The 24,309-nt window shown below is 73.6% G+C and carries 25 protein-coding genes and 1 pseudogene; 13 read left to right on the top strand and 13 right to left on the bottom strand.

The features are described from left to right. The first annotated feature begins 20 nt into the window (after window positions 1-20). Genes BMW85_RS00185 through BMW85_RS00165 form a run of 5 tightly spaced genes read left to right on the top strand, consistent with a single transcriptional unit; the run spans window position 21 to window position 5,618 of the window. The gene (locus BMW85_RS00185; protein WP_245774518.1) at window positions 21-1,310 is read left to right on the top strand and encodes an alpha/beta fold hydrolase; all 1,290 of its coding nucleotides are present in this window, start codon (window positions 21-23) and stop codon (window positions 1,308-1,310) included. Continuing rightward, window positions 1,303-2,622 carry an aminopeptidase P family protein gene (locus tag BMW85_RS00180; protein WP_091075294.1) on the top strand — a complete coding sequence of 440 codons (1,320 nt, stop codon included), beginning with the start codon at window positions 1,303-1,305 and terminating at the stop codon, window positions 2,620-2,622. The genes BMW85_RS00185 and BMW85_RS00180 overlap by 8 nt, the downstream gene beginning before the upstream one ends. Continuing rightward, a complete protein-coding gene (locus BMW85_RS00175; protein ID WP_091075292.1) occupies window positions 2,619-3,773 on the top strand; it encodes an NAD(P)/FAD-dependent oxidoreductase in 1,155 nt (384 codons plus the stop codon). Before BMW85_RS00180 ends, BMW85_RS00175 begins: the two co-directional genes overlap by 4 nt. Continuing rightward, entirely contained in the window at window positions 3,770-4,174 is a 405-nt protein-coding gene (locus BMW85_RS00170; RefSeq protein WP_091075290.1) for a (2Fe-2S)-binding protein, read from the top strand. The genes BMW85_RS00175 and BMW85_RS00170 overlap by 4 nt, the downstream gene beginning before the upstream one ends. Continuing rightward, window positions 4,158-5,618 (top strand): FAD/NAD(P)-dependent oxidoreductase, encoded by a 1,461-nt coding sequence (locus BMW85_RS00165; RefSeq protein ID WP_091075288.1) that lies wholly within the window; start codon window positions 4,158-4,160, stop codon window positions 5,616-5,618. Before BMW85_RS00170 ends, BMW85_RS00165 begins: the two co-directional genes overlap by 17 nt. 65 nt (window positions 5,619-5,683) lie before the next feature. Here the strand turns inward: BMW85_RS00165 and BMW85_RS00160 are convergent, their stop codons facing one another. From BMW85_RS00160 to BMW85_RS00150, 3 genes are all read right to left on the bottom strand, one after another. Continuing rightward, entirely contained in the window at window positions 5,684-6,634 is a 951-nt protein-coding gene (locus BMW85_RS00160) for a M23 family metallopeptidase (RefSeq protein WP_091075286.1), read from the bottom strand. A 178-nt stretch (window positions 6,635-6,812) separates the two neighbouring features. Beyond that, entirely contained in the window at window positions 6,813-7,169 is a 357-nt protein-coding gene (locus tag BMW85_RS00155) for a helix-turn-helix domain-containing protein (protein ID WP_091075284.1), read from the bottom strand. Window positions 7,170-7,300: 131 nt separating this feature from the next. Next, window positions 7,301-8,182: an alpha/beta fold hydrolase gene (locus BMW85_RS00150; RefSeq protein ID WP_091075282.1), complete on the bottom strand. Its 882-nt coding sequence runs from the start codon at window positions 8,180-8,182 to the stop codon at window positions 7,301-7,303. Between the two features lie 164 nt (window positions 8,183-8,346). On the opposite strand from BMW85_RS00150, the gene BMW85_RS00145 reads away from it, so the two are divergent. Further along, on the top strand, window positions 8,347-10,212 hold the full coding sequence (locus BMW85_RS00145; RefSeq protein ID WP_091075280.1) for an ABC transporter ATP-binding protein: 1,866 nt from the start codon (window positions 8,347-8,349) through the stop codon (window positions 10,210-10,212). Window positions 10,213-10,230: 18 nt separating this feature from the next. Here the strand turns inward: BMW85_RS00145 and BMW85_RS00140 are convergent, their stop codons facing one another. The 4 genes from BMW85_RS00140 to BMW85_RS00125 all read right to left on the bottom strand — a co-directional run bounded on the left by BMW85_RS00140 (window position 10,231) and on the right by BMW85_RS00125 (window position 13,031). Then, window positions 10,231-11,241 (bottom strand): TerC/Alx family metal homeostasis membrane protein, encoded by a 1,011-nt coding sequence (locus BMW85_RS00140; protein WP_091075277.1) that lies wholly within the window; start codon window positions 11,239-11,241, stop codon window positions 10,231-10,233. 206 nt (window positions 11,242-11,447) lie between these two features. Continuing rightward, window positions 11,448-11,918 (bottom strand): SPW repeat protein, encoded by a 471-nt coding sequence (locus tag BMW85_RS00135; protein WP_177240433.1) that lies wholly within the window; start codon window positions 11,916-11,918, stop codon window positions 11,448-11,450. 70 nt (window positions 11,919-11,988) lie between these two features. Continuing rightward, window positions 11,989-12,369, bottom strand: coding sequence for an STAS domain-containing protein (locus tag BMW85_RS00130; protein ID WP_091075274.1), 381 nt, complete (start codon window positions 12,367-12,369; stop codon window positions 11,989-11,991). Further along, the gene (locus tag BMW85_RS00125; protein WP_091075272.1) at window positions 12,366-13,031 is read right to left on the bottom strand and encodes a DUF1345 domain-containing protein; all 666 of its coding nucleotides are present in this window, start codon (window positions 13,029-13,031) and stop codon (window positions 12,366-12,368) included. The genes BMW85_RS00130 and BMW85_RS00125 overlap by 4 nt, the downstream gene beginning before the upstream one ends. 177 nt (window positions 13,032-13,208) lie before the next feature. Between BMW85_RS00125 and BMW85_RS00120 the strand changes: the two genes are divergently transcribed. Beyond that, entirely contained in the window at window positions 13,209-14,078 is an 870-nt protein-coding gene (locus tag BMW85_RS00120) for a glycerophosphodiester phosphodiesterase (RefSeq protein ID WP_091075270.1), read from the top strand. Window positions 14,079-14,094: 16 nt separating this feature from the next. On the opposite strand, the gene BMW85_RS00115 is transcribed toward BMW85_RS00120, so the two are convergent. Then, window positions 14,095-14,562, bottom strand: a complete 468-nt coding sequence (locus tag BMW85_RS00115) for an adenylyltransferase/cytidyltransferase family protein (protein WP_091075267.1) — start codon at window positions 14,560-14,562, stop codon at window positions 14,095-14,097. A 209-nt stretch (window positions 14,563-14,771) separates the two neighbouring features. On the opposite strand from BMW85_RS00115, the gene BMW85_RS00110 reads away from it, so the two are divergent. Continuing rightward, window positions 14,772-15,227 (top strand): ATP-binding protein, encoded by a 456-nt coding sequence (locus BMW85_RS00110; RefSeq protein WP_091075264.1) that lies wholly within the window; start codon window positions 14,772-14,774, stop codon window positions 15,225-15,227. A gap of 4 nt (window positions 15,228-15,231) precedes the next feature. On the opposite strand, the gene BMW85_RS00105 is transcribed toward BMW85_RS00110, so the two are convergent. Further along, window positions 15,232-15,576 (bottom strand): winged helix-turn-helix transcriptional regulator, encoded by a 345-nt coding sequence (locus BMW85_RS00105; RefSeq protein WP_218155616.1) that lies wholly within the window; start codon window positions 15,574-15,576, stop codon window positions 15,232-15,234. 88 nt (window positions 15,577-15,664) lie between these two features. Here BMW85_RS00105 and BMW85_RS00100 point away from each other — a divergent pair, with 88 nt between their 5' ends. After that, the gene (locus BMW85_RS00100; protein WP_091075263.1) at window positions 15,665-16,240 is read left to right on the top strand and encodes an NADPH-dependent FMN reductase; all 576 of its coding nucleotides are present in this window, start codon (window positions 15,665-15,667) and stop codon (window positions 16,238-16,240) included. A gap of 24 nt (window positions 16,241-16,264) precedes the next feature. On the opposite strand, the gene BMW85_RS00095 is transcribed toward BMW85_RS00100, so the two are convergent. Next, window positions 16,265-17,236, bottom strand: coding sequence for a helix-turn-helix transcriptional regulator (locus tag BMW85_RS00095; protein ID WP_091075260.1), 972 nt, complete (start codon window positions 17,234-17,236; stop codon window positions 16,265-16,267). 188 nt (window positions 17,237-17,424) lie between these two features. On the opposite strand from BMW85_RS00095, the pseudogene thrS reads away from it, so the two are divergent. Beyond that, a pseudogene (gene thrS / locus BMW85_RS00090) lies at window positions 17,425-18,624 on the top strand (threonine--tRNA ligase); the annotation flags it as partial. Between the two features lie 17 nt (window positions 18,625-18,641). Here the strand turns inward: thrS and BMW85_RS00085 are convergent. Together BMW85_RS00085 and BMW85_RS00080 are read right to left on the bottom strand one after the other, a co-directional pair. Then, the gene (locus tag BMW85_RS00085) at window positions 18,642-19,610 is read right to left on the bottom strand and encodes a magnesium transporter CorA family protein (RefSeq protein ID WP_245774517.1); all 969 of its coding nucleotides are present in this window, start codon (window positions 19,608-19,610) and stop codon (window positions 18,642-18,644) included. Further along, the gene (locus BMW85_RS00080) at window positions 19,610-20,317 is read right to left on the bottom strand and encodes a DUF72 domain-containing protein (protein WP_091075256.1); all 708 of its coding nucleotides are present in this window, start codon (window positions 20,315-20,317) and stop codon (window positions 19,610-19,612) included. The genes BMW85_RS00085 and BMW85_RS00080 overlap by 1 nt, the downstream gene beginning before the upstream one ends. 72 nt (window positions 20,318-20,389) lie before the next feature. On the opposite strand from BMW85_RS00080, the gene BMW85_RS00075 reads away from it, so the two are divergent. Beyond that, a complete protein-coding gene (locus tag BMW85_RS00075; protein ID WP_091075253.1) occupies window positions 20,390-21,862 on the top strand; it encodes a YibE/F family protein in 1,473 nt (490 codons plus the stop codon). Window positions 21,863-21,880: 18 nt separating this feature from the next. On the opposite strand, the gene BMW85_RS00070 is transcribed toward BMW85_RS00075, so the two are convergent. Beyond that, entirely contained in the window at window positions 21,881-22,738 is an 858-nt protein-coding gene (locus BMW85_RS00070) for an NAD(+)/NADH kinase (protein WP_091075252.1), read from the bottom strand. 44 nt (window positions 22,739-22,782) lie between these two features. Here BMW85_RS00070 and BMW85_RS00065 point away from each other — a divergent pair, with 44 nt between their 5' ends. Next, entirely contained in the window at window positions 22,783-23,646 is an 864-nt protein-coding gene (locus BMW85_RS00065) for a DUF72 domain-containing protein (protein ID WP_091075249.1), read from the top strand. A gap of 75 nt (window positions 23,647-23,721) precedes the next feature. After that, window positions 23,722-24,306 carry a hypothetical protein gene (locus tag BMW85_RS00060; RefSeq protein ID WP_091075247.1) on the top strand — a complete coding sequence of 195 codons (585 nt, stop codon included), beginning with the start codon at window positions 23,722-23,724 and terminating at the stop codon, window positions 24,304-24,306. Window positions 24,307-24,309: the final 3 nt, after the last annotated feature.

Here is a 24,309-nt window from a genome sequence, read left to right as displayed (position 1 = left end):
TGCCTTTAATGTTCGGTGCAATGCCACACATTACTTACATCATGCCGGGCGTCCTCGTACGCGAGCACGTCACCGCCGTGCCGCTCGACTGGTCCGACCCGTCGCGGGGCGAGATCGAGATCTTCTTCCGCGAGCTGGTGGACCCTGAGCGAGCGCGCGAGGACCTGCCGTGCCTGGTCTACCTGCAGGGCGGCCCCGGCGGTAAGGGGCCGCGCCCGCTCACCGCGGACGGCTGGCTCGGCCAGGCGCTGCGCACCCACCGGGTGATCCTCATGGACCAGCGCGGCACCGGCCGCAGCACCCGGGTCGACGGCCGCCGGATGAGCGCCTTCGCCACCGCAGAGGAAGGGGCGCGCCACCTCGCCTGCTTCCGGGCCGACGCGATCGTGGCCGACCACGAGCACGTACGCCGGACGTTCTTCGGCGGGCGGCGCTGGGCCACCCTCGGCCAGTCGTACGGCGGGTTCCTCACGCTGACGTACCTGTCGAACGCGCCCGAAGGGCTGAGCGCCTGCTACGTCACCGGCGGCCTGCCCGGCCTGGACCCGTCCGCGGCCGAGGTGTACCGCCGCACCTACCCCCGCGTCCAGGCCAAGAACGAGGAGTTCTACCGCCGCTACCCCCAGCACGTCGAGACGGCCGCCCGCGTCGCCGACCGGCTCGCCGCGGGCGACGTACGGCTGCCCGACGGCGACCCGCTGACCGTGCGGCGGCTGCAGTCGCTCGGCGTCGACTTCGGCATGAAACCCGGCTACGAGCGCATGCACTACCTGCTCGACGAGGCGTTCACCGGGGACGAGCTGTCGGAGACGTTCCTGCACCAGGTGCTGGCCCGCACCTCCTACAGCGACAATCCGCTGTACGCCGCCCTCCAGGAGAGCATCTACGGCCACGGCCCCGGCCCCACCGGGTGGGCCGCCGAGGCCGAGCGGGCCCGGCACCCGGGCTTCGCCGAGGAGGCCAGGCCGCTGCTGTTCACCGGCGAGATGATCTACCCCTGGATGTTCGAGGAGATCGCCGGGCTGCGGCCCTTCCGCGCCGCGGTCGAGCTGCTCGCCGCCCGCCCCGAGTGGCCGCCGCTCTACGACCACGACCGGCTGGCCGCGAACGAGGTGCCGCTCGCCGCCGCCGTCTACTACGACGACATGTACGTCGACGCCCACCTCCAGCTCGACACCGCGGCCCGGATCGGCAACGCCCGGTGCTGGGTCACCAACGAGTACGAGCACGACGGCGTCGGCGACCCCCGGGTCCTCGGCCGGCTCAGGGAACTGGTCCGCGACATGGGAGGAGAGATCGCCGATGCGTGACGGCAGACCGCCGAGACTCAGCGAGGTCCCGGCGTTCACCGCGTACATGAACACCGGCTGGGACATTCCCGACCGCACCCTGCCCGTCGTCCCCGGCGCCGCCGAGGCCGCCGCCGCGCACCGGGCGAGGCTCGCCGAGGCGCTGCCCGGCCGGACCGTGGTGCTCGCCGCCGGGCGGGCCCCCGTCCGCAGCAACGACACCACGTACGGCTTCCGCGCCGACAGCGACTTCGTCTGGACGACGGGCTGCGCGATCGAGGACGCCGTCGTCGTGCTGCGCGACGGCGAGGCCGTCCTCTACGCGCCGCCCCCCGCCTACCCCGGCGACCCCCGCTTCTGGAGCGACGCCCGCCACGGCGAGCTCTGGGTCGGCGCCGCCCCCGGCCTGGACGACTGGTCGCGGGCGCTCGGCGTGCCGGTCCGGCCGCTCGCCGAGCTGGACCTGGAGGCGGGCGAGGACGCCGAGGCCCGCCGCGTGCTCGCCGAGCTGCGCATGCACAAGGACGACTGGGAGGTGGAACAGCTCCGCCAGGCCGTGGACCGCACGGTCGAGGGGTTCGCCGCCGTCGTCCGCGAGATCCCCGCCGCCGTCGCGGGCCCCGGCGAGCGCTGGCTCCAGGGCACCTTCGACCGGTACGCCCGCGCCTACGGCAACGGCCCCGGCTACGCCTCCATCGTCGGCAGCGGCCCTCACGCGGCCACCCTGCACTGGGAACGCTGCGACGGCCCCGTCCTGCCGGACGAGCTGCTCCTGCTCGACCTGGGCGTCGAGGTGACCAGCCACTACACCGCCGACGTCACCCGCACCTTCCCCGCCTCCGGCCGCTTCAGCCCCGCCCAGCGGCAGGTCCACGACCTGGTCGAACGGGCACACCGGGCCGGGCTCGCCGCCGTCGGGCCCGGCCGCCCCTTCACCGACTTCCACCACGCCGCGATGGAGGTCATCGCGCACGGCCTGGCCGACTGGGGGCTGCTGCCGGTCTCCGTGGACGAGGCGCTGTCCGACGACGGCCAGCACCACCGCCGCTACCTGGTGTGCGGCATCGGCCACCACCTCGGGCTGGACGTGCACGACTGCGCCCGCGCCCGCGAGGAGAGCTACCACGGGGCCCTGCTCGCGCCCGGCATGGTGCTCACCGTGGAGCCCGGACTGTACTTCCACGCCCACGACCTCACCGTGCCGCCCGAGCTGCGCGGCATCGGCGTACGCCTGGAGGACGACCTGCTGGTCACCCCCGGCGGCGCGCGGGTGCTGTCGGAGGCGCTGCCCCTGGACGCGGCCGGCGTCGAGAAGTGGATGGCGCAGGCGTGACCGATCTCGTGGTCATCGGCGCGGGCGTGGTCGGCGCCGCCGCCGCCTACTTCGCGTCGCTGGCCGGGCTGCGGGTGGTCGTCGCCGAGCGCGGCGCCATCGCCGGCGGCACTTCGAGCGCCGGCGAGGGCAACCTGCTCGTCTCCGACAAGGAGGCCGGGCCCGAGCTCGACCTCGCCCTGTACGCCCAGCGCGTGTGGCGCGAGGACCTGGCCGAGCACGCCGGGCTGTGGGAGTTCGAGTCCAAGGGCGGCCTGGTCGTCGCCGGGTCGGAGGCGAGCGCCGCGGCGCTGCGCGAGCTCGCCGTCCACCAGCGCCGCCACGGCGTCGAGGTCCGCGACATCCCCGGGGACGAGCTGCGCGGGTACGAGCCGCACCTGTCGCCCGAGCTGCGCGGCGGCGCGTTCTACCCGCAGGACGCCCAGGTACAGCCGATGCTCGTGGTCGCCCACCTGCTGCGCCTGGCCCGCGGGCTCGGCGCGCGGGTGCGCACCGGGGCCGAGGTGACCGGGTTCCTGCGCGCCGGCGACCGCGTGACCGGCGTGCGCACCACCGCCGGCGACCTCCCGGCGGGCGCGGTGCTCAACGCCGCCGGCACCTGGGCGGGCGACGTGGCCGCGCTGGCGGGGACGCACGTGCCGGTGCTGCCGCGGCGCGGGTTCGTGCTGGTCACCCAGCCCATGCCGGCGCGTACGATCCGGCACAAGGTGTACGCCGCCGAGTACGTCGGCGACGTCGCCAGCTCCGACGCCGCGCTCCAGACCTCGCCCGTCGTCGAGGGCACCGGCAGCGGCACGATCCTCATCGGCGCCTCGCGCGAGCGGGTCGGCTTCGACCGTACGGTGTCCACGGCGGCGATCGGCGCGCTGGCGAGCAAGGCGATCGCGCTGTTCCCCATGCTGCGCGACGTCCGCGTCATGCGGACGTACCTCGGGTTCCGCCCCTACTGCCCCGACCACCTGCCGGTCATCGGGCCCGACCCGCGGGCGCCCGGCCTGTGGCACGCCTGCGGCCACGAGGGGGCCGGCATCGGGCTGTCGGCGGGCACCGGCAAGCTGATCGCGCAGGCCCTCACCGGTGAGCGGCCCGACCTGGAACTCGAACCGTTCGCGCCCGAACGGTTCCCGGAGCCCGAGGAGGTGCTCTCATGACGTACCACATGACCTTCCGCGGGGCCGTCGTGCCCGCCGAGCCGGGCCAGAGCGTCGGCGCGGCACTGGTCGCGGCCGGGATCCGCGACTGGCGCAGCACCCGCAGGGGCGGCCGGCCGCGCGGCCTGTTCTGCGGCATCGGCGTCTGCTTCGACTGCCTCATCACGGTGGACGGCGTCCCCGACCGCCGCGCCTGCCTCACCCCAGCCGCCGACGGCCTCCACCTCACCGACACCCCTGGCGACTCCGCTTCTGAGGACCCCGCGCTCGGCGGCCCTCCCCGTAAGGACCCCGCCCGTGAGGACCCCGCGCTCGGCGGCCCTCCCCGTAAGGACCCCGCCCCTGAGGACCCCGCGCTCGGCCGTGGCGAGATGGGGGGCGGGCATGCGCCGTCAGCATGATGTGGCCGTGGTCGGGGCCGGGCCGGCGGGACTGGCCGCGGCTGTGGAGGCGGCCGAGGCCGGGTTGCGGGTCGCGCTCATCGACGCCGCCGCCCAGCCCGGCGGCCAGTACTGGCGGCACTACGACGAACGCCACGCCCGCCCCGCCGACCGCGCGGGCCACCACGACCTGCGTACGTTCACCGCCCTGCGCGCCCGCCTGCGCGCCCTGTCCGCCGCCGGCCTGATCCGCCACCTCCCCGGCCTCCAGGTCTGGCTGATCAACCGCGCCGCCGACGGCGCCTTCACCCTCCGCACCACCCCGGCGGCCGGCGCGCCGGGCGAGACCGGCGCCACGGTCACCGCCGCCGCGCTGATCCTGTGCCCCGGCGGCTACGACCGGCAACTCCCCGTCCCCGGCTGGGACCTGCCCGGCGTGATGACCGCGGGCGGCGCGCAGGCCCTGCTCAAGGGCCACCGCACGGCGGCCGGCCGGCGCGCCGTCGTCGCCGGCACCGGCCCCTTCCTGCTGCCGGTCGCGACCGGCCTCGCCCGCGCGGGCACCGAGGTGGCCGCCGTCGTCGAGGCCAACGCCACCCTCGGCTGGCTGCGCGACCCGGTGGGCGCGGCCTCGGCGCCCGGCAAGGGCCTGGAGGCGCTCCAGTACGCGGCGCTGATGGCCCGGCACCGCATCCCGTACCGGACCAGGACGGTGGTCACCGAGATCCTCGGCGAGGACCGGGTGGAGGCGGTCCGGGTCGCCCGGGTGGACCGCGACGGCCGCCCGGACGGACCGGCGGAGGAGCTCCGCGCCGACCTCGTCGCGCTCGGCTGGGGTTTCACCCCGTCGATCGAGCTGCCGCTCATGCTCGGCGCCGCCGCCCGCAAGGACGTGGACGGCTCGCTCGTGGTGTCGGTGGACGCCCTGCAGCGCAGCACCGTCCCCGGCCTGTACGTGGCCGGCGAGGCGACCGGCGTCGGCGGCGCGGCCCTGGCCGGGCAGGAGGGCCGCCTGAGCGCGCTCGCCCTGGCCCGCTCCCTGGGCCGCCCGGCGGATCCGGCGCTGATGGTCCGGCTGCGGGCCGCGATCGTACGGGGCCGCCGCTTCGCCGCCGCCATGCACCGCACCTACCCGGTGCCGCCCGCGTGGACCGGCTGGCTGCGGGACTCCACGCTGGTCTGCCGGTGCGAGGAGGTCTCGTACGGCGAGCTGCGCGCCGCGCACGCCGAGCTGGGCGCCGCGGACCCGCGCACGCTGAAGATGCTGGCCAGGCCCGGCATGGGCTGGTGCCAGGGCCGGGTGTGCGGCTTCGCCACCGCGGGCATCGCGGCCTGCCTGAGCGGCCGTGAGAGCACCGCCGACGACCTGCGGCCGATGTCCACCCGCCCGATCGCCGCCCCGGTGACGCTGGGCGAGCTCGCCGCGCTGGCCGACGACGCGGCGGGGGAGGGCACCGTCGCCTGACCGCCCGGGAACGGCGACGCCCCGGCCGGACGCGGTGCCGGCCGGGGCGACGGAAGAGGCGGGCGTCAGCCGCAGTGCTCGAACGGGCTGGTGTAGGAGCTGGAGCCGATCGAGCCGCCCCACCGGACGCACTTGCCGGGGGCGCTGCGCTTGACCGGCCCGGCGTAGTAGGCGAAGCTGCCCGAGTCGGTGGCCCGGCTCGTGCCCTTCGGCTCCAGGAACGCCGAGACGGGCGAGGCCGAGCCGACCTTCGTCGTCTTGAGCGTCACGACGCAGTTGGAGCCGTTGCCCGCGTTGTAGAGCAGGTAGGCGCGGCCCCCGGTGAGCGCCGCCGAGTCGATGACCGCGTAGCCGCTGCCGCAGACACCCGCCGGGGTGTAGCGGTTGCCGCCGTCACCGTTGTTGTTGCTGTTGCTGGTGGTGGTGCTTCCGCTGCAGGCGTTGGTGCTCTTGACGGCCTTCTTCTGGCCCAGGGAGACGGTCACGCCGTTCACGGTCGGGCTGGTGTCCATCGCGCCCGAGGAGGTGCGCTGCTCGTAGTGCAGGTGCGGGGCCTGGGAGCCGCCCGTCGAGCCGACGGTGCCGATCACAGTGCCCTGGCCGACGCTCATCGAGCCGCCGGCCCCCCGCACCATCGTCGCCAGGTGGGCGTAACGGGTGCGGGAGCCGTCGCTGTGGCGGATCTCGACCCATTTGCCGTAGCTCGTGCTGCCCGCGTCGTGGAAGCTGGCGGTGCCCGCGGCGGTGGCGCGTACGGTCTCGCCGTTGATGGCGTCGCCGCCGTAGGTCTGCCAGTCGATGGAGCCCGACGGGTTGTGCGAGGGGGTCCAGTTGTTGGCGTAGAAGGTCTTGCCGCAGTTGAACGGGCTCTTGTGCGTCACCGCGAGCGACGCCGTGTCCTGCTGCTGCGCCACGGCGGCGTGCTGGGGGAGCAGCACCGCGGGAACGGCGAGCAGCAGGGCGGCGGTCGTGGATCTGAAGGTCTTCGGCCAGGTCGGCGCGCCGGTGGTCGGCATGCTCACCTTTCATGAACGGGGACGAGGGGGACGCTGTCAGGCGTTCCGCCTTTGGTGCCGGAGTGACAGCCGGTAAGGCGGAGGATCAAGAAGATATCTGTGAAAGATGTCTTCAATCAACGTCCGTGCCGCGGCGCCGGCCGTCGCCGGACGCCGGCGCGCCCGCCCGGCCCCGTCGTCAGTCGCCGGGCTCCTCCACGTACCGCAGCGTGACGGTCAGCTCGATCGCCGTCCCGGTCGCGGCCCGCGTCAGGGTGGCCAGCTCCGCCGCCTCCAGGCCGAGTGCGTCGGCGAGCAGCCGCAGCGACGTGGCGCGCGGCCTGCTCATCGCGCCCGCCTCCAGCCGGCGCACCGTGCGCACGTTCAGCCCCGCCCGCGCCGCCAGCTCCTCCTGGGTCACCAGGGCCCGCTCCCGCCAGGCCCGCAGCAGCGCGCCCAGCACCGGTTCCGCTCCCGTGGGAACCGGCGCCCCGCGCGGCGGGGTCTCGTCCTCCGCGGCCGGTGCGGCCACGGTGATGTCCGCCAGCACCCGCATGGGCTCTCCTCCTTCCGTACGCCGGCACCGCGCCGGCCGGACCCACTCTTCGCCGGGCCCGGCCGCGCGGCAACGACACCGGCCGTCCGTGTCCTGATCCCTGCGAACGCTGGCCGAAATCCGCGCCGGGCTCAGCCGGTGGCAAGCGCCTTCCGCAGCGCCGCCCCGAACGCCGCCGGGTCGGTGCCGAAACCGCCGTGGTCGCCGGGGAACGGGGCGATCTCCGCCCCCAGCCGCTCGGCCACCAGCCGCGTGGCGCGCGCGTACGGCTCGTCCTCCGCCGTCGCCTCGCCGAGCCCCGGCACGACCCGTACCCCGGCCGCGCGGACCGCGGCGAGGTCGGGGGCGTGGCGGGAGAAGGACGGAGCCTCGTAGCCGATGAAGAACGCGGCGTTCTGCTCCATGCGGCCCATCATGGCCATGAGCTCCGGGTCCAGCGGCCCACCGGGGGCCTCGCCGCCGTCCTGGCCCTGCTGCCCCTCCTCCGCGTGCTCGCCGTCGCCGCCGCCTTCCAGGCCGGCCGCGAAGATCTGGTGCGCGGCGCCGGGCCCCTCCTTGTGGAAGGCGTCCTCGACGTCCTGGAACAGCGCCCGCCAGCGGTCACGCTCGGGCAGCAGCTCGAACAGGGGCGGCTCGTGGGCGACCAGCGTCCGCACCAGCTCGGGACGGCGGGCCGCGAGCTCCAGCCCGATCATCGCGCCGGAACTGTTGCCGAAGACCAGGGCCGGCTCCTCCGGCGTGACGCCGACCGCCGTCAGCAACCGGGCGGCGTCGTCGGCGTGCACCTCGACGCTCTGCGGCTCCGGCGGGCCGTCCAGGGGGCTGCGCGAGTTGCCGCGCCGGTCGTAGGTGACCACCGTGTAGTTGTCAGCCAGGGTCGCGGCGAGGGCCGCGAAGCCGGCGGCGTCGTACACGCCGCCGCAGATCAGCAGCAGGATCGGGCCCGAGCCCCGCACCTCGTGGTGCAAGGTGGCGCCGGGCGTGACGAGCGTGCCGGTCCTGATGGCTTCCATGGTGTGTCTCCTCGGAGGGTTGACGGTGACTCCTTCACTGGGCGGTCGGAGCCGCCGCCGGCTTCTCGACATCCGCGGCCGACTTTCCTGACGGAAAATCGTTGGCTCCCGCCATGAGCGCTGCGGCAGCATGACAGGGCGGCGTCGGCGTTCGGGAGGGGCGGATGGCTGTGCTCGGATCACTTGTGGGCTCCGGAGAGCGATCGTCCGCACGAAAATCGGCGGTCCTGCTCGCGCTGCGCCACTACTGGAACGAACTGCGCCGGCAGTGGCCGGTCGCGCTGCCCGCGCTGACACTCCCCGCCGTCGGCAACATCTGCCTGTTCTACCTGGCGCCGCTGGCGGTGGCCGGCCTGGTGGGGCACCTGGCGGGCGGGGGCGACGGGTCCGTCGGTGCGCTGCTGCCGTACGTCGCCTACTTCGCGGGGATGCTGCTGGCGGGCGAGGCCCTGTGGCGGGTGGGCCTGCACTTCCTCAACCGCACCGACGCCCGTGGCATCGAACGGCTCGGCGTCGTCGGCATGGACGAGCTGCTGGCCAAGGACGCGGCGTTCTTCCACAACAACTTCGCGGGCTCGCTGACCAAGCGGGTGCTCGGGTTCTCCTCCAGGTTCGAGGAGTTCGCCGACACGCTCGCCTTCTCGATCATGGCCAAGGTGGTGCCGCTGGGCTTCGCCTCGGTGGTGCTGTGGCAGTACCACCCGCTGCTGGTCCTGGTGCTGGTGGGCCTCATCCTGGTCACCGGCTTCCTCGTCGCCCCGCTCATCCGGCGCCGGCAGGCGCTGGTCGACCGGCGGGAGGCGGCCAAGGTGCTGGTGTCGGGGCACGTCGCCGACGTGCTGGCGAACATGGACACCGTCCGCGCCTTCGCCGCCGAGGACCGCGAGGCCGCCGAGCACCGGGCCAGGGTCGCCGAGCAGGGCCGGGCGTCCCTGCGCTCGTGGGACTACGGCAACCTGCGGGTCGACACCGTCGTCGCGCCCCTGTCGGTGCTGACCAGCGCCGTCGGCCTGCTGCTCGCCGTGGCGCTGCGCGGCGGGCTGGGCGTGGAGGCGATCGTGGTGACGTTCACCTACTACACCAACACGATCAGCATCATGTTCGAGTTCAACCAGATCTACCGGCGGGTGGAGAGCGTGCTCACGGAGGCCGCGCAGTTCACGGAGCTGCTGCTGGACCCGCCGACCGTGGTGGACCCGCCCGAGCCGCTGCCGCTGCGCCCGGCCGACGCGGGCGTGCGCTTCGAGCGCGTGCGCTTCGGCTACGCCGACGGCGACCCCCTCTTCGCCGATCTCGACCTCGACATCCCCAGCGGCACCAAGATCGGTCTGGTCGGTCAGTCGGGCGGCGGCAAGACCACGCTCACCCGCCTGCTGCTGCGTCTCATGGACGTCGACGGCGGCCGGATCCTCGTCGGCGGCCAGGACATCTCCCGGCTGCGCCAGGCCGACCTGCGGAGCCTGATCGCCTACGTTCCGCAGGAACCCGCGATGTTCCACCGCACGGTCCGCGACAACATCGCCTTCGCCCGGCCGGGCGCCACCGAGGCGGAGATCCTGCGGGCGGCGAGGGCGGCGCACGTCACGGAGTTCGTCGAGGCCCTGCCGGAGGGCTTCGACACCCTGGTCGGCGAGCGGGGCGTGAAGCTGTCCGGCGGGCAGCGCCAGCGCGTCGCCCTCGCCCGCGCCATCCTCCGCGACGCTCCGATCCTGCTGCTGGACGAGGCCACCAGCGCCCTCGACTCCGAGAGCGAGATCCTCGTCCAGGAGGCCCTGTGGCGGCTCATGCAGGACCGTACGGCGATCGTGGTCGCCCACCGGCTGAGCACGGTGGTCAGGATGGACCGGCTCGTGGTGCTCAACCGGGGGACCATCGTGGAGCAGGGCTCCCACAGCGAGCTGCTGCGGGCGCAGGGCCCCTACGCCCGTCTCTGGAGCCACCAGTCGGGCGGCTTCCTGCCGGAGGAGGACACCTCCGACGTGATCCAGGAGGCCGACGCGGGCCACCGGGCCGGGGAGCTCACGGCCTGAGCCCGGCCCAGGCGATGGTCAAGCCTCGTCCTCCGCCGGCGGCGGAACGCGCTCGGCCCGCAGGCTGGTGACCGTGACGGTGAACAGGACCGTGATGATGACGCCGAGCGAGGCCGGCGTGGGGATCTCCGGCACCCACGCCCAGATCCCGTGCGCCCAGTGCAGCACCAGCTTGACCCCGATGAAGGCCAGGATGACGGCCAGGCCGTAGTTGAGGTGGCGCAGCCGGGCCAGCGCGCCGCGCAGCACGAAGTACAACGCACGCAGGCCGAGCAGGGCGAAGGCGTTGGTGGCGAAGACCAGGAACGGGTCGTCGGTGACGCCGTAGACGGCGGGCACGGAGTCCACGGCGAAGACGATGTCGGTGGCGAACACGGCGACGGTCGCCAGCGCCAGCGGGGTGATCGCGGTCCGGCCGTTCTCCCGCACCACGAGCCGGAAGCCGTGGTAGCGGGGCGAGACCGGCACGAGACGGCGCAGCAGCCGGACGCTGCGCATGGAGTCGATGTCCACGGCGTGCGCCTCGCCCTTGCGCGCGTCCCTGAGCACCTTGCCTGCGGTCAGGATGAGCACCGCGCCGAACAGCAGGAACGCCCAGGTGCCGCTCTGCAGGGCCGCCGCTCCCAGCGCGATGAAGATCGCCCGGAGCACCAGCGCCCCGACGATCCCGTACAGCAGCACCCGCTGCGCCAGCTCGGTGGGCACCGCGAAGGCCGCCAGCAGCAGCATGAACACGAACAGGTTGTCCACCGACAGCGACTTCTCCACCACCCAGCCGGTGAAGAACTCGACCGCCACGCCGCCGTCGAACTCGGCCCACAGGTAGAAGCCGAACAGCACCGGCAGCACCATGTAGAACACCGACCAGCCGACCGCCTCGCGCATGCGCACCTCGTGCGGGCGCCTGGTCAGGACGATGTCGACGACCAGCAGCAGGAGCAGCGCGGCGACGGTGACCGCCCACAGCGTGAACGACGCGATGGTGCCGGACGCGGCGCCGGACGCAGCCGAAAGTGTCCCCGGGGACATGAAGCCTCCTCGAACGTGACTCAACCGTTCGAGGTCTCCTTCACCCGGGGGTGGCGGGCGGCCGTCCGGGGACGCTCAGGTACGTCCGTACTGACCGGATCGGCGCTTGTGAAGTACTCCCCTCGCCACGCTGAGCGTAGACCAGATCAGGACGTACCTGAACCTTTCCGGCCGAAGTCATGGCCGGAAAGTCGATCGCGTGGCCGTCAGACGGTGGGCCGGGTTCCGTTCACGTGCGCGGTCCGGCCCCTGCCGCGTCCGCGTCCGCTCGCCGCCAGACCGGCCGCCGCCAGGCCCGTGAGGGCGATCCAGATGCCGACCACGACGTTGTTCAGCACGGCTCTGCCCGGGGCCGCGCCGCCGTACAAGATCCAGGGCGCGATGATCGTCCAGACGCCTACGATCGGCGTCACCCAGGCCAGCCCGTGGGTGCGGCCGTAGGCCGTGGCGAAGCCCACGGCGAGGGCCGCCACCGCCAGGCCGGTCACCAGGTTGTTGACGGTGAGCCGGCCGAGCGGGGTGAAGTTCGCCACCCACGGCGAGATCGCCAGATAGAGCCCGGCGAGAAGGGTGAGCCCGTCGAGCGCCTGGAAGACGGCCCGGCAGGCCGCCTCCTCGTAGTGCTGCCGGGTTTCCTCGATGTCGGGACGCATCCGCGTCCCCGATGTGTGGGCCATCGTGCACCGCCTTCCTGAAAGTACGCGGACTCGGTGCCTCATGGCCTCATACCCCTGGTGAGGGGCCTATTCAAAGGAGCGGGCCGTCCTCCAGCCGCCGCACGGCCTCGTCCAGCGTCGGCTGGATGTCCAGGAACCGGTCGAGGCCGCGGTCGCGGAAGATGCGGCGGGGGAGCGGGCCGACGCCGAAGACGACGAGGCCGCCCCCGGTCGTCCGCACGTGCCGCTCGGTGGCCAGCAGGACGGTGAGCCCGTACGAGTCCGCCGAGGTCAGGCCGCTCAGGTCGATCGCCAGCAGCGGCGGGTCGCGCACGGTCAGCGCCCGGGCCAGCGCGGCCTGCAGCACGGGACAGGTGTCGATGTCGAGCGGCCCGCGTACGGTCACCACGACGACCCGGTCGCCGGCCGGGCGGTCGCCGATCTCCAGCCGGTGGCTCCGCGACGGGCTCATCGGCCCACGCCCGCGACCAGGTTGATGGCGAGGGCCAGGATGACGGCGCCGAACAGGTAGGACAGCAGCGCCTGGCGCAGCACCGCCGCGCGGAACCCCGCGGTGTTGAGCTCGGTGTCGGAGACCTGGAACGTCATCCCCACGGTGAAGGCGAGGTAGGCGAAGTCGGTGAAGCGGGGCTGGGGGGACGGGTCGTGGTCGTGGAAGTCCACACCGCCCCAGGGGCCGGGCGAGTAGTACATCCGTGTGTAGCGCAGCGTGAAGATCGTGTGGATCACCGCCCACGAGACCACCACGCTGACCACGCCGACCCCCACGTGCAGCACCAGCTCGGCCGGGGTGTCGGCCTGGACGACCAAGTAGGCCACGGCCACCAGGCTGGCCACCGCGGCGGCGAGGACCGCGAGATCCGCCCCCGCCCTGGACGGGTCCTCGCTCTCGATCGCGGCGGAGGTCTCGGGGCCGTCGAGCCGGCCGATCCGCAACCAGGTCATCACGAGGAAGGCGAGCGCGGCGGCGTCCCAGCCGATGAGCGGCACGAAGGACGGGGGCACGAGGGCCGCGGCCCCGGCCATGACGACGACCCCGATCACGGCGGCGAGCTCGGCGGTCCGCCGCGCCGTGGTCCCCACCAGCCAGGACACCCGCTTCGGCCGCACCACTTGGGATCCCTCCGTTCGCCTGCCGCGTCGGGTCCAGGCTAGCGCCGCCCGCCGCTCCGGATGATCTCCCACCGCGCGGGTCGCGAACACTCACCTGCGCAGAAGGGAGTGATCAACCTCTTAACGGGCACAGTCTGCATGTCCGACATTACTTTCCGTAGTGGGTGAAGGAGGGAGATGTACCGCTCCTTCGGCATCGCCGCCGCACTTCTCACCGGCACGGCACTTCTCGGCGGCACGGCGTGGGCCTCGGTGGCCTCGCCGGCAAGGCCACCGAGGGTGCCGAGGTCGCACTTCACGCACGCCGAGAACATCGCGCACCGCGCGGGTTCCGGCGTCGCGCCCGAGAACACCATCGCCGCCTGCGCCAGGGCCAGCGCCTCGGGCGCCGACCGGTGCGAGTTCGACGTCCAGCAGACCAAGGACCAGCAGCTCGTCCTCATCCATGACGAGACGCTGGCCCGCACCACGAACGTCGAGGAGCTCTTCCCCGACCGCAGCCCGTGGCGGGTCTCCGACTTCACCCTCGCCGAGATCCGCCGCCTGGACGCCGGGTCGTGGTTCTCGCCGCGCTTCCGCAACGAGCGCGTGCCCACGCTCCAGCAGGCACTGGAGATGCTGGGCAAGGGCAGGGCCGGGCTGCTGCTGGAGATCAAGCACTCGCCTCGCAGCCCCGGCATCGACAACCGGGTGGCCGCCGAGCTGCTGCAGAACCGGGACCTGTGGGAGGGCCGGCGCCTCGCGCTCCAGTCGTTCGACCGGCAGGCATTGCGAAAGCTGCACCGCGCCGTGCCCGACGTCCCCATCCTCCTGCTCGGCGCGGACAACGGACAGCTGTCCGACGTGGCCGACTACGCCGACGCGCTCGTCCTGCCGCACGCCGCCCGGCTCACCGCAGGGCAGGTGCGCGAGGTCAAGGCACGCGGCCTGCGGGTCTACGCCGGCCCGACGGACCGGCCGCAGGTGCAGCGCCGCCTGCTCTCCTTCGGCGTGGACGGCATCATGACGGGCGTTCCCGCCCGCCTGCGGGACGTGCTGCGCTATTGACCCCGGAAGGGGCGTCTCAGCCCTTTCCCGCGGCGTTGACGATGCGGGTGGTCGAGCGGCCGGGGATGGCCTCCATCTCCCAGCAGTCGGCGCCGAGGATGGCCGCCGCCGCGGCGCGGGCCCCGGCGTGCGGGTCGCCCGCGGTGTGGGCCAGGGCGCGGGGGCTCATGGGGGCGAGCAGGTCGATGTAGTCCTCCGGGCCGTGCGCCTCGGGCGGTCCGGTCACGATGAAGACGCCCGCGACGAACCGGAGCGCGGCCAGCACCTCGGCCCGTTCGGCGGCGGGGTTGAGCGGGCGGGTCGGCCCCTTCCACGCGCGCACGCGGGGGTCGTCCTCGACGCCGACGACGAGCGGCAGCCCGCGTGCCGCCACGGCGCCGAGATAGCGCACGTGGCCCACGTGCAGGATGTCGAAGACCCCGGTCACGACCGCCGCCCCCGGCCGGTCGTACGGCTGCACCCAGACGGCCTCCAGGCTGCTCACGCGACCTCCTCCGCTGCCCTGCCGGCCTCGACGGCTCCGCCCCTGGGCCTATACGAATCGTCGATCGCAGCGTACTCGGTCGCTCCGGCAGGCCGTGCAGGTGACCATGGGAAAGTGCATTCCTACCTTTTGGCGAGGCTCCGGAAGGTGGGCGCGGCGCGTCTCATAACGCCGCCCGGACACGGGCACGATCATGGGGGAGGTCGCTGATGCCGGACTTTCACCGCGTTGACGGGGGTGTCGACGGGGACCACCTGCCCGCCTCCGGCGACCTCGTGGTCCGGTTGCCGGGGGCGCCCTCCCAGGTGGCGAGGGCACGGGGGATCGTCACCGACGCGCTGGGCCGCGACCACCCGCTGCACGACGACGTGGTGCTGCTCACCAGCGAGCTGGCCACGAACGCGGTCCTGCACACCCGGTCCGGTGCCGGCGGCTCGTTCACGGTGAGCGTGACCAGCTCGCCGTCGGTGGTGCGGGTGCGCGTGGAGGACGCCGGGTCGGACGGGCCGCCGTGCGTGTGCCGTACGGGGGCGCAGTCGACCAGCGGGCGCGGGCTGCCGCTCATCGAGGCGCTCAGCCACCGCTGGGGCTTCACCCGCGAGAACGGCTCGACGACGGTCTGGTTCGAGCTGCTGCAGGCAGGCGTCGCGGCGGTCGCTGTCTAGCGGCTCATCCGGCCGCCTGCCCGGGGTGGTCGCCGGGGAGCGTGATCCACTTGTGGGACCAGGTGACCAGCTCGTCCAGCGCCGGGCGCAGCTCCTCGCCCATCCGGGTCAGGTGGTACTCGGCGCGCACGGGGGACGTGGCGAGCACGCGGCGCTCGACCAGCCCGGCCGACTCCAGCTCGCGCAGGCGGCGGGCGAGCATCGTGTCGTTGATGCCGGGGATGGCCGCCTTGATGTCGCCGTAGCGGTGCGCGCCCTTGAAGATCATGTGGATCACGGCGCCGGACCAGCGGGCGCCGATCAGCTCCATGGCGACGTGGAAGCGTGTGCAGACGGAATCCGAGCTCACCTCTTGATCCTACATTTGCTAAGGAATGTAGAGCTACTAAATAATGTTGAGTACTGCGTCGAGGCAGCCCAGCACCATGAGGAGAGTCATGCACAAGCCCGTCCTGCAGGTCATCGTCGCCAGCACCCGCCCAGGCCGCGCCGGCCGCGCCGTCGCCGACTGGTTCGCCGAGCGGGCCGCCGTTTCCGGGCTGTTCGAGGTGGAGCTGGTGGACCTGGCGGAGGTGAACCTGCCCTTCCTGGACGAGCCGCACCACCCCCGCCTGCGCCAGTACGTCAACGCCCACACCAAGGAGTGGAGCGCCACCGTCGAGCGCGGCGACGCGTACGTGTTCGTGACCCCCGAGTACAACCACAGCTTCAACGCCGTGCTGAAGAACGCGCTGGACTACCTGCACCACGAGTGGAAGTACAAGCCGGCCGGCTTCGTCAGCTACGGCGGCGTCTCCGGCGGCACCCGCGCCGTCACCGCCCTGCGCACGGTGATCGGCCTGCTCAAGATGGTCCCCGTGTCGGAGGCGGTGAACATCCCGTTCCTGCCGCGCTTCCTGGCCGAGGACGGCACGCTGCGGCCCAACGAGGAGACCGTGGCCGCCGCCGACGCCATGCTGGCCGAGCTGGCCAAGGTCGGCGGCGCGCTGCGCCCGATGCGCCTGGCCTCCTGACCCGGCCCCGCCGGCCGGGCGGCCTCACACGTCGAGCCGGCACAGCCCTTCGGCGAGCGCCTTCGTGGTGAGCCTGGTGCGGCTGTCGCAGCCAAGCTTGGCGAAGATGTGCTCCAGGTGCGTCGTCACCGTGCGCACGCTGAGCACCAGCGCGGCGGCGATCTGCGGGTTGCTGTCGCCCGCCGCCACCCGGGTGAGCACGTCCACCTCGCGGCCGGTCAGCTCGTACGGCAGCACGCACGGCCGCTCCCCGGCCACCGCCCCCTGGAGCGACCCCTGGAACCCGACGCCGGCCCGCAGCAGCCGCAGCTCGTGCCAGCGCCCGCCGCCGTCGAGCCAGAGGCCGTGGCGGCTCAGCTCCCGCGAGTCGATGAACGCGCGGGCGTAGGCCGCCATGGCCGGATCGTCCCAGAGCGCCGGCGACGGCTCCCGCCCCGGGACCTCGCGCCGGACGCCGAGCCGGTCGAAGGCCACCGCGCGGAAGCCGGGCGGCAGGCCGACCGGGTCGATCACGCATCGGCTCAGGTCGGTGAGGTGCGCGAGCAGCGGGCTGACGGCCGACACCACGGCCCCGATCCGGCCGGGGAACGTCTCCCGGGTGGCCAGGTGCAGCAGCCCCGTGTAGCGGCCCTCGGGCAGGAACAGCGGCGCGGTCAGCCCCGCCCGCCAGCCGTAGGGGGCGAGGTGGCGGCGGAAGTAGCGCTCGGTGCAGGGGTCGGGCATCGGCACGGGGGAGCGGGTCGCGCGGGCGCGGCGGTAGGCCTCCAGCCCGGCGTACTCCTCGGCGGCGTCGCGGTCGATCTGCCGGTGGCCGTCGGAGACGACGCTGTGGTGGCGCCCGGTGGCCGGGTCGAACGCGACGAACTCGTACGCGTCGAGCGGCACCACCCTGCGCAGCGCGGCCATCGCCCCGTGCGCGTCGCCGCCGTCCGCCACCTGATAGCCGACCTCCGCGAACGCCCGGAGATGGCGGACGTCCAGGGTGATCTCGGCCACCGCCCCTTTATACCATTCGCCAATCTCCGAGGCCCCGCTGAAGATTATTTTCAGCGGGCCCGGAGTGCTACCGTGATTCCATGCAGCGCGCTCACGTCCTCGCCACGACGACGCCGGACCCCGTCCCGGCGCGCTGACTCCACGCTTCCCGGGCGAACGCCCGGGACCGCTGGTCGTTCGCCCTTTCCCGCGAAAGGACGATCATGAACGACCACCGCAGTCTCGGCCGCGAGCTCGGCATCTTCGACACCGACCCGCTCATCGGCTCCGGCCTGCCCTACTGGCTGCCCGCCGGCGCGGCCGTGCGCAAGGCCGTCGAGGACTACGTGCACGAGCTCGAACGCCGCAACGGCTACCAGCACGTCAACTCGCCCGTACTCGGCAAACGCGAGCTCTACGAACGATCCGGACACTGGGCCCACTACGCCGAGGACATGTTCCCGCCGATGAGCGTCGGCGGCGAGGAGTTCGTGCTGCGTCCCAGCCTGTGCCCGCACCACGCGATCGTCTACCGCTCGCGGCAGCGCAGCCACCGCGACCTGCCGCTGCGCCTGGCCGAGCTGGGCGGCATGTACCGCTCCGAGCAGTCCGGCGTGCTCGGCGGCCTCAGCCGGGTGCGCGCCATCCAGCTCAACGACGGCCACGTCTTCTGCCCGCCCGAGCGGGCCGCCGCCGAGGTCTCGGCCGCGCTCGACCTCATCGGGCAGGCCCACGCGCGGCTCGGCGTCGGCGCCGTCCGCCACCGGCTGTCGCTGCGCGGCGAGGGCGGCAAGTACGTCGACGACCCCGCCATGTGGGCCCGCTCCGAGTCCGTGCTGCGCGAGGCGCTGGACGAACGCGGCCAGGACTACGACGAGGAGCCCGGCGAGGGCGCCTTCTACGGCCCGAAGATCGACATCCAGATCACCGACCCTGCCGGCCGCGAGAGCACCCTGTCCACCGTCCAGGTCGACTTCTACCAGCCCGCCCGCTTCGACCTCACCTACGTGAGCCCCGAGGGCCCCAGGCGGCCCGTCATGGTGCACCGCAGCGTCGTCGGCGGCCTCGAACGCCTGGTCGCGCACCTGATCGAGGTGCATGCCGGGGCGTTCCCCGCCTGGCTCGCGCCGGTGCAGGCCGTGGTGCTGCCGCTGTCGGACGCCGAGCTGCCCGCCGCGGCCCGGGTGCTGAGCCGCTGCCTGGCCGCCGGGCTGCGGGCCGAGTTGGCGCCCGCCGACCGGAGCAGCCTCGGGGCCAGGATCAGGGCGCACCGGCTGGTGCCGTACCAGCTCGTGGTGGGGCCGCGGGAGGCGGCGTCCGGCGGCGCGGCGGTGCGGCTGCGGGACGGCGGCCAGGCGGGGGACGTGCCGGTCGAGCGGCTCGCCGCCGAGGCGCGGCCGTTCCCCTGACCGGCCCCGCGCGGGCCTTATAACCAGTCCTTCTTCCTGAACACCGCGTACAGCGCCACCGATGTGACCGCCACCAGCAGCGACGACAGCCAGAACCCCCACGGCTCGCCGGAGCCCGGATAGGGCACGTTCTGCCCGAAGAAACCGGTGATCAGCGTGGGGACGGCGATGACGGCCGCCCAGCCCGTGATGCGTTTCATGATGTCGTTGAGCCGGAAGCCCTGCTGGGCCAGGCGGGTCTCGCGGGCGTTGGCCAGCATGTCGCGGACCTCGCCCACCCACTCGACGGTGCGCAGCACGTGGTCGCGGACGTCCTCGTAGTAGGGGGCCATCGCCGCGCCGCCGACGAAGTCCTGGTCGGGGCGGAGCAGCGTGCCCAGCACCTCGCGCATGGGCATCGCGATCTTGCGCAGGCGGGTGGTGTTCCTGCGCAGCTCGTACATGGTCCGCTGCAGCTCCCTGCCGTCGCGGACGTCGTCCTCGAACAGCGACTCCTCCAGGGCCTCGGCCTGCGCGTCGAGGTCCTGGACCAGGTCGAGCTGGCCGTCCACCACGTGGTCGAGCAGGCCGTGCAGCAGGAACGTCACGCCGTGCCCGGCCAGGCGGGCGGCGGCGTCCCAGCGGCGGGTCACCGCGCCGATGTCGAAACGCTCGCTCTCGCGGACCGTCACCAGGGCGTTGGCGGTGACGAAGACGTCCACCTCGACCGGCTCCAGACGGCCCTGGTCGACGTGCACGCCGTACACAGTGATGAACAGGTGGTTGTCGTAGACGTCCACCTTCGGGCGCTGGGGGCCGCTGAGCACGTCCTCGACGGCCAGCTCGTGCAGCCCCAGCTCCTGCCCGAGCACGGCCAGGTCCTCGGGCGCGGGTGCGCACAGGTCGAACCAGACCGTGTTGTCCGGATCGCCGACGTGGTCGGAGACCTCCTCGACCGGGAACCCTTCCTTCTCGAGGACGCCGTTCCGGTACAGACGCGTGTGCACTACGCGAGTGTGGCAAATAGCCGCGCGTTGCGCACCGCGGCGCCTCCCGGGTCGTTGTTGAAGTACACGTACGCCTCGTCCAAGCCCGCCTCGCGGATCCGGGCCGCCCACGCGGACAGGACGGGCTCGCCGTACTCCCAGCCGTCCGCCGCCTGGTGCAGGCGCACGTACCCCCAGTCCGCGGTGCGCCAGAGCGGGCTCACCGGCCGGTCCAGGCGGTCCGCCCAGCACAGCGCCGCGCCGCGCGCCTCCAGCAGGCCCTTGACCTCGCCGGTCCACCAGGACTCGTGCCGCGGCTCCACCGCCACCCGCACCCCGCCGGGGAAGCAGGCCAGGCACTGGTCGAGGCGGTCAGGCTCGGCCCGCAGGGTCGGCGGGAGCTGCAGCAGGATCGGGCCCAGCTTCTCCTTCAGCCCCGAGACCGCCCCCATCAGCCGCCGCACCGGCTCCTCCGGATCCCGCAGCCGCTTGATGTGCGTGAGGAACCGGCTCGCCTTGACCGCCATCACGAACCCGTCCGGCGTACGCTCCCGCCAGGCGGCGAACGTCTCCGGCCGCGGCAGCCGGTAGAAGGCGTTGTTGCTCTCGACCGTGGGGAACTCGGCGGCGTACGTCTCCAGCCAGAGGCGCTGCGGCACCCCCTCCGGATACAGCACCTCCCGCCAGTCCTTGTACTGCCAGCCCGAGGTGCCCACCCACCATGTCATGGCTTTACGCCTACCCTGACCGCCGCCGTGCACTACTGTCACTATTCGTCAGGCGAGGAGGACCAACACGCGATGGGCGCCAATCACGCTCACGGCCCGGCCGCGCCCCTGTCGCGGCGCACGCTCATGGCCGGGCTGGCGGTTCTGGTGCCGCTGGCGATCGTCACGCTGGCGGCGCTGATCTGGCTGTGGCCGGACGGCGGCCAGGCCGCGGCCCCGGCGGAGACCGGCAGTCAGAGACTCGGCGGCACCGTCACCGCCGTCACGCTCACGCCCTGCGCGGCCGTGAGCGAAGGAGCTCCCCGGCCCGACCCCGCCACGTGCGGCAAGGCCACCGTCAAGGTCGGCGACGGGCCCGACACGGGCAAGGACGTCGAGCTCCGTCTGCCCAGCGGGCCGGGGGCGCAGCGCTTCGCCGCGGGCGACGCGGTGATCCTGCTGCGCGCCCCCGACGGCGGCTACCAGCTCTCCGACCACGACCGGGGCACGCCGCTGCTGCTGTTCGGGCTGGCGTTCGCGCTGGCGGTGATCGCCTTCGGCCGCTGGCGCGGGGTGACCGCGCTGGCGGGGCTGGCGGTGACGTTCGTGCTGCTGCTGACGTTCGTCATCCCCGGCATCATCGAGGGCAAGCCGCCCATCCTGGTCGCCGTCGTCGGCGCGGCGGCGATCATGCTGACCGTGCTCTATCTGACGCACGGCTTCTCGCCGTCCACCACGACGGCCGTGCTCGGCACGCTCGCCGCGCTGGCGCTCACCGCCGGGCTGTCGTCCGCGGCGCTGGGCCTCGCCCAGCTCAACGGCGCCACCGACGACGTCGCCGTCACCGTCGGCATGAGCCTGCCCATCGACACGCGGGGCCTGCTGCTGGCCGGGATCATCATCGGCGCGCTCGGCGTGCTCGACGACGTCACCGTCACCCAGGCGGTCACGGTGACCGAGCTGGCCCAGGCCAACCCCTCCTACGGCTTCGTACGCCTCTACCGGGCCGCCGCCCGGGTGGGGCGGGCGCACATCGCGTCGGTCATCAACACGATCATCCTGGCGTACGCGGGGGCGTCGCTGCCGCTGCTGCTGCTGTTCAGCATCGGCTCCCAGCCGCTGGGCGAGGTGCTGACGACGCCGGTGGTCGCCCAGGAGATCGTCCGCAGCATCGCGGGCACGCTCGGCCTCATCTCCGCCGTGCCCGTCACGACGGCGCTGGCCGCCTTCGCCGCCGCCCGCCGCGCCGGCTCCGCGCCCGAGCAGGCCGGGCCGGCCGACGACGAGCCCGGCGACTTCTTCAGCCGGCGGGACGACGCCGACGACGACGAGGACTTCTTCAGCCGGGTGGGCGGCGACGGGCACGTGGCCGCGCCGGGCGAGGCCGAGCGCCGCGAGTCGCCGGTGCCGGAGGGCGGCTTCTTCACCCCGTCCCCGCAGCGCCCCGGCGGCCCGTCCGCGCTGCGCCCCGACCCGCACCCGGCCTACCCGTCGTCCGGCGCGAGCGACGTCCACGGCCAGCCGCCCGCCGAACGCCGCGCGTCCCGCCACCGCCGCCGCGCCTGACCGACGCGAGGCGCCCGGTCAGTACGCCTCGGCGCTGCCGTCCACCCGCAGCTTGCGCCGGGCCCGTTCGTAGAAGGTGGTGCCGACCCGCACCACCTTGGCGGCCCCGGGCCACGCGCTGACCGTGACGGAGTCGCCGGGGCACAGGTGGCCGACGACCGCGCCGTCCACCTCGACCGCGAGCCGTCCACTGGAGGGCAGCACCTCCAGCGTCACCTCCTCGTCCGCGGGCAGCACCAGCGCCCGGTTGAACGACGAGTGCGCCGCCGCGGGCACCACCAGCACCGCCTCCACCCGCGGCGAGACGATCGGCCCGCCCGCCGAGAAGCTGTAGGCGGTGGACCCGGTGGTGGTCGCCACGATCACCGCGTCGGCGGAGAACCGGACGAAGTCGCTGCCCAACAGGGTGACGGCCACGCCCGCGAGCCCTTCGCCGGGGATGCGGACGAGCGCGATGTCGTTGAAGGCGGTCACGTGCGTGTCGCCCACCCGGCTCCGGATCGCCATCCGCGGCTCGACCGTGTAGCGGTGCCCGTCGATGGCCGACAGGGTGTCCGCCAGCTCGTCGACGTCGATCTCCGCGAGGAACCCGAGCCGCCCGAGGTTGACCCCCAGGATGGGCGTCGGCCGCCCGGCCAGCAGCCGCATGGTGCGCAGCATCGTCCCGTCGCCGCCGAGCCCCACCAGCAGGTCGGACCGCTCGACCAGCGCGTCGGCGTCCACCGCGACGGCGCTGCAGTCGATCCGCCCGACCTCCTCCGGCAGGCCGAGCACCGTGGCGTCCTTGGCCCCCGCCCAGCGCAGGATGGTGTCGATCGCCTTCTTCGAGTCGCGCTCCGGATGCAACACCAGCCCGACCGTCCCGACCATGCCCATAGGCCCAGACTATGCGGTGCCCCTCCTCCGCTACGGTCGAGGGCATGCGGCTTCATGTGGGATGCGCGATGTGGACGCACGCGAAGTGGCCGGGGCGGTTCCTGCCGCCCCACCTGCCGGCGGGGGAGCGGCTGGGCGCGTACGCGACCTGGTGCAACGCGGTGGAGGGCAACACGACCTTCTACGCCACCCCGTCCCGCGACACCGTGGAGTCGTGGGCGCGGCAGACGCCGCCGGACTTCCGGTTCGTGGTGAAGTTCCCCAAACCGGTCACGCACGAGCGGCGGCTGGTGGACGCCGACGAGCCGGTACGGGCGTTCCTGGAGACGATGGAGCCGATCGAGTCGCGTACGCACGCGCTCTGGGTGCAGTTGCCCGGCTCGTTCGGGCCCGGCGACCTGGGTGCGCTGGCGGCTTTCCTGCGCCGGATGCCGCGCTCGCACCGGTGCGCCGTCGAGGTGCGGCACCCGGCGTTCTTCGCCGACGCCCGCGCCGAGCGGGCCCTGGAACGGGTGCTGGACGCGGCGGGGGCCGAGTGGGTGCCGTTCGACACGACCACGATGTTCGCCGCGCCGCCGGCCAGCGACGCCGAGCGCGACGCGTGGACCAAGAAGCCCCGCCTGCCGCGCAGGACCCGCGCGCTCACCGGCCATCCGATCGTCCGCTATCTCGGCCGCGACGCCACCGAGCGCACGGTGGAGGGCTGGCGGCCGTGGCTGGACACCGTCGCGGAGTGGCTGCGCGAGGGCCGCTCGCCGACCGTGTTCGTCCACACCCCCGACAACGCCGACGCCCTGGAGCTCGCCCGGCGCTTCCACGACGAGGTGCGTGCCCGCCTGCCCGAGCTGGAGCCGCTGCCCGAGCCGATGCCGCTGCCCGCCGAGGACGAGCCCCTGACCCTCTTCTGAGGCTGCTCCCGGCGCGGACACGCGGCGAACCGGCGTGATCGGGCCGCGGCCCATGATCGCGTAACCTTTCCTGACATGACGGCCGACTCACTGGCGAAACGGGTGACGGACCTGCTGGCGCCGCAGGTGCTGGTGATCCTCATGCCGCCGCTCGTCGGGCTCATCGCGCAGGGCTGGGGCGGGGCCGCGTGGGGCCTGGTGGCCTCGGCGCTGTGCGGCGGCGTGCCGGCGGCGGTGATCGCGGCCGGGGTGCGGTCGGGGCGGCTCGACTCCCACCACATCGTGGACCGGGCGCGCCGGGCCGGGCCCCTCATGGCGGCCGTGGCGGCGGTGCTCGTGGCGCTGCTGCTGCTCGTGCTGCTGGGCGCGCCTCTGCTGCTCGTGGCCACCGTGACCGCGATGCTGGTGGCGCTGGCGGTGACCGTGCCGATCACGCTGCGGTGGAAGATCTCCTTCCACGCCGCCGTGTCGGCGGGGACGGTCGTCGTGCTGGCGTACGTGCTGCCGTCCGCGCCGACGCTGCTCGCCGGAGCGGCGGTGGTGGCGCTGATCTGCTGGGCGCGGGTGCGGCTGACGCACCACACGTGGCCGCAGGTGGCGGCGGGCGCGGCGGTCGGCGCGCTGACGACCTGGGCCACCCTGACCGTCTTCGGGCTCTGAGCC

The organism is Nonomuraea wenchangensis (assembly GCF_900111685.1).
Classification (GTDB): Bacteria; Actinomycetota; Actinomycetes; order Streptosporangiales; family Streptosporangiaceae; genus Nonomuraea; species Nonomuraea wenchangensis.
Note: the sequence above shows the minus strand (reverse complement) of the source record. Positions and strands in the feature narration are given on the sequence as shown.

What these genes read in the sequence shown, in the direction of transcription:
- BMW85_RS00185 (WP_245774518.1), top strand. Translation starts at nt 21, where the DNA reads ATGCCACACATTACTTACATCATGCCGGGCGTCCTCGTACGCGAGCAC.
- BMW85_RS00180 (WP_091075294.1), top strand. Translation starts at nt 1,303, where the DNA reads ATGCGTGACGGCAGACCGCCGAGACTCAGCGAGGTCCCGGCGTTCACC.
- BMW85_RS00170 (WP_091075290.1), top strand. Translation starts at nt 3,770, where the DNA reads ATGACGTACCACATGACCTTCCGCGGGGCCGTCGTGCCCGCCGAGCCG.
- BMW85_RS00165 (WP_091075288.1), top strand. Translation starts at nt 4,158, where the DNA reads ATGCGCCGTCAGCATGATGTGGCCGTGGTCGGGGCCGGGCCGGCGGGA.
- BMW85_RS00160 (WP_091075286.1), bottom strand. Translation starts at nt 6,634, where the DNA reads ATGCCGACCACCGGCGCGCCGACCTGGCCGAAGACCTTCAGATCCACG.
- BMW85_RS00155 (WP_091075284.1), bottom strand. Translation starts at nt 7,169, where the DNA reads ATGCGGGTGCTGGCGGACATCACCGTGGCCGCACCGGCCGCGGAGGAC.
- BMW85_RS00150 (WP_091075282.1), bottom strand. Translation starts at nt 8,182, where the DNA reads ATGGAAGCCATCAGGACCGGCACGCTCGTCACGCCCGGCGCCACCTTG.
- BMW85_RS00145 (WP_091075280.1), top strand. Translation starts at nt 8,347, where the DNA reads ATGGCTGTGCTCGGATCACTTGTGGGCTCCGGAGAGCGATCGTCCGCA.
- BMW85_RS00140 (WP_091075277.1), bottom strand. Translation starts at nt 11,241, where the DNA reads ATGTCCCCGGGGACACTTTCGGCTGCGTCCGGCGCCGCGTCCGGCACC.
- BMW85_RS00135 (WP_177240433.1), bottom strand. Translation starts at nt 11,918, where the DNA reads ATGGCCCACACATCGGGGACGCGGATGCGTCCCGACATCGAGGAAACC.
- BMW85_RS00130 (WP_091075274.1), bottom strand. Translation starts at nt 12,369, where the DNA reads ATGAGCCCGTCGCGGAGCCACCGGCTGGAGATCGGCGACCGCCCGGCC.
- BMW85_RS00120 (WP_091075270.1), top strand. Translation starts at nt 13,209, where the DNA reads ATGTACCGCTCCTTCGGCATCGCCGCCGCACTTCTCACCGGCACGGCA.
- BMW85_RS00110 (WP_091075264.1), top strand. Translation starts at nt 14,772, where the DNA reads ATGCCGGACTTTCACCGCGTTGACGGGGGTGTCGACGGGGACCACCTG.
- BMW85_RS00100 (WP_091075263.1), top strand. Translation starts at nt 15,665, where the DNA reads ATGCACAAGCCCGTCCTGCAGGTCATCGTCGCCAGCACCCGCCCAGGC.
- BMW85_RS00080 (WP_091075256.1), bottom strand. Translation starts at nt 20,317, where the DNA reads ATGACATGGTGGGTGGGCACCTCGGGCTGGCAGTACAAGGACTGGCGG.
- BMW85_RS00075 (WP_091075253.1), top strand. Translation starts at nt 20,390, where the DNA reads ATGGGCGCCAATCACGCTCACGGCCCGGCCGCGCCCCTGTCGCGGCGC.
- BMW85_RS00070 (WP_091075252.1), bottom strand. Translation starts at nt 22,738, where the DNA reads ATGGGCATGGTCGGGACGGTCGGGCTGGTGTTGCATCCGGAGCGCGAC.
- BMW85_RS00065 (WP_091075249.1), top strand. Translation starts at nt 22,783, where the DNA reads ATGCGGCTTCATGTGGGATGCGCGATGTGGACGCACGCGAAGTGGCCG.
- BMW85_RS00060 (WP_091075247.1), top strand. Translation starts at nt 23,722, where the DNA reads ATGACGGCCGACTCACTGGCGAAACGGGTGACGGACCTGCTGGCGCCG.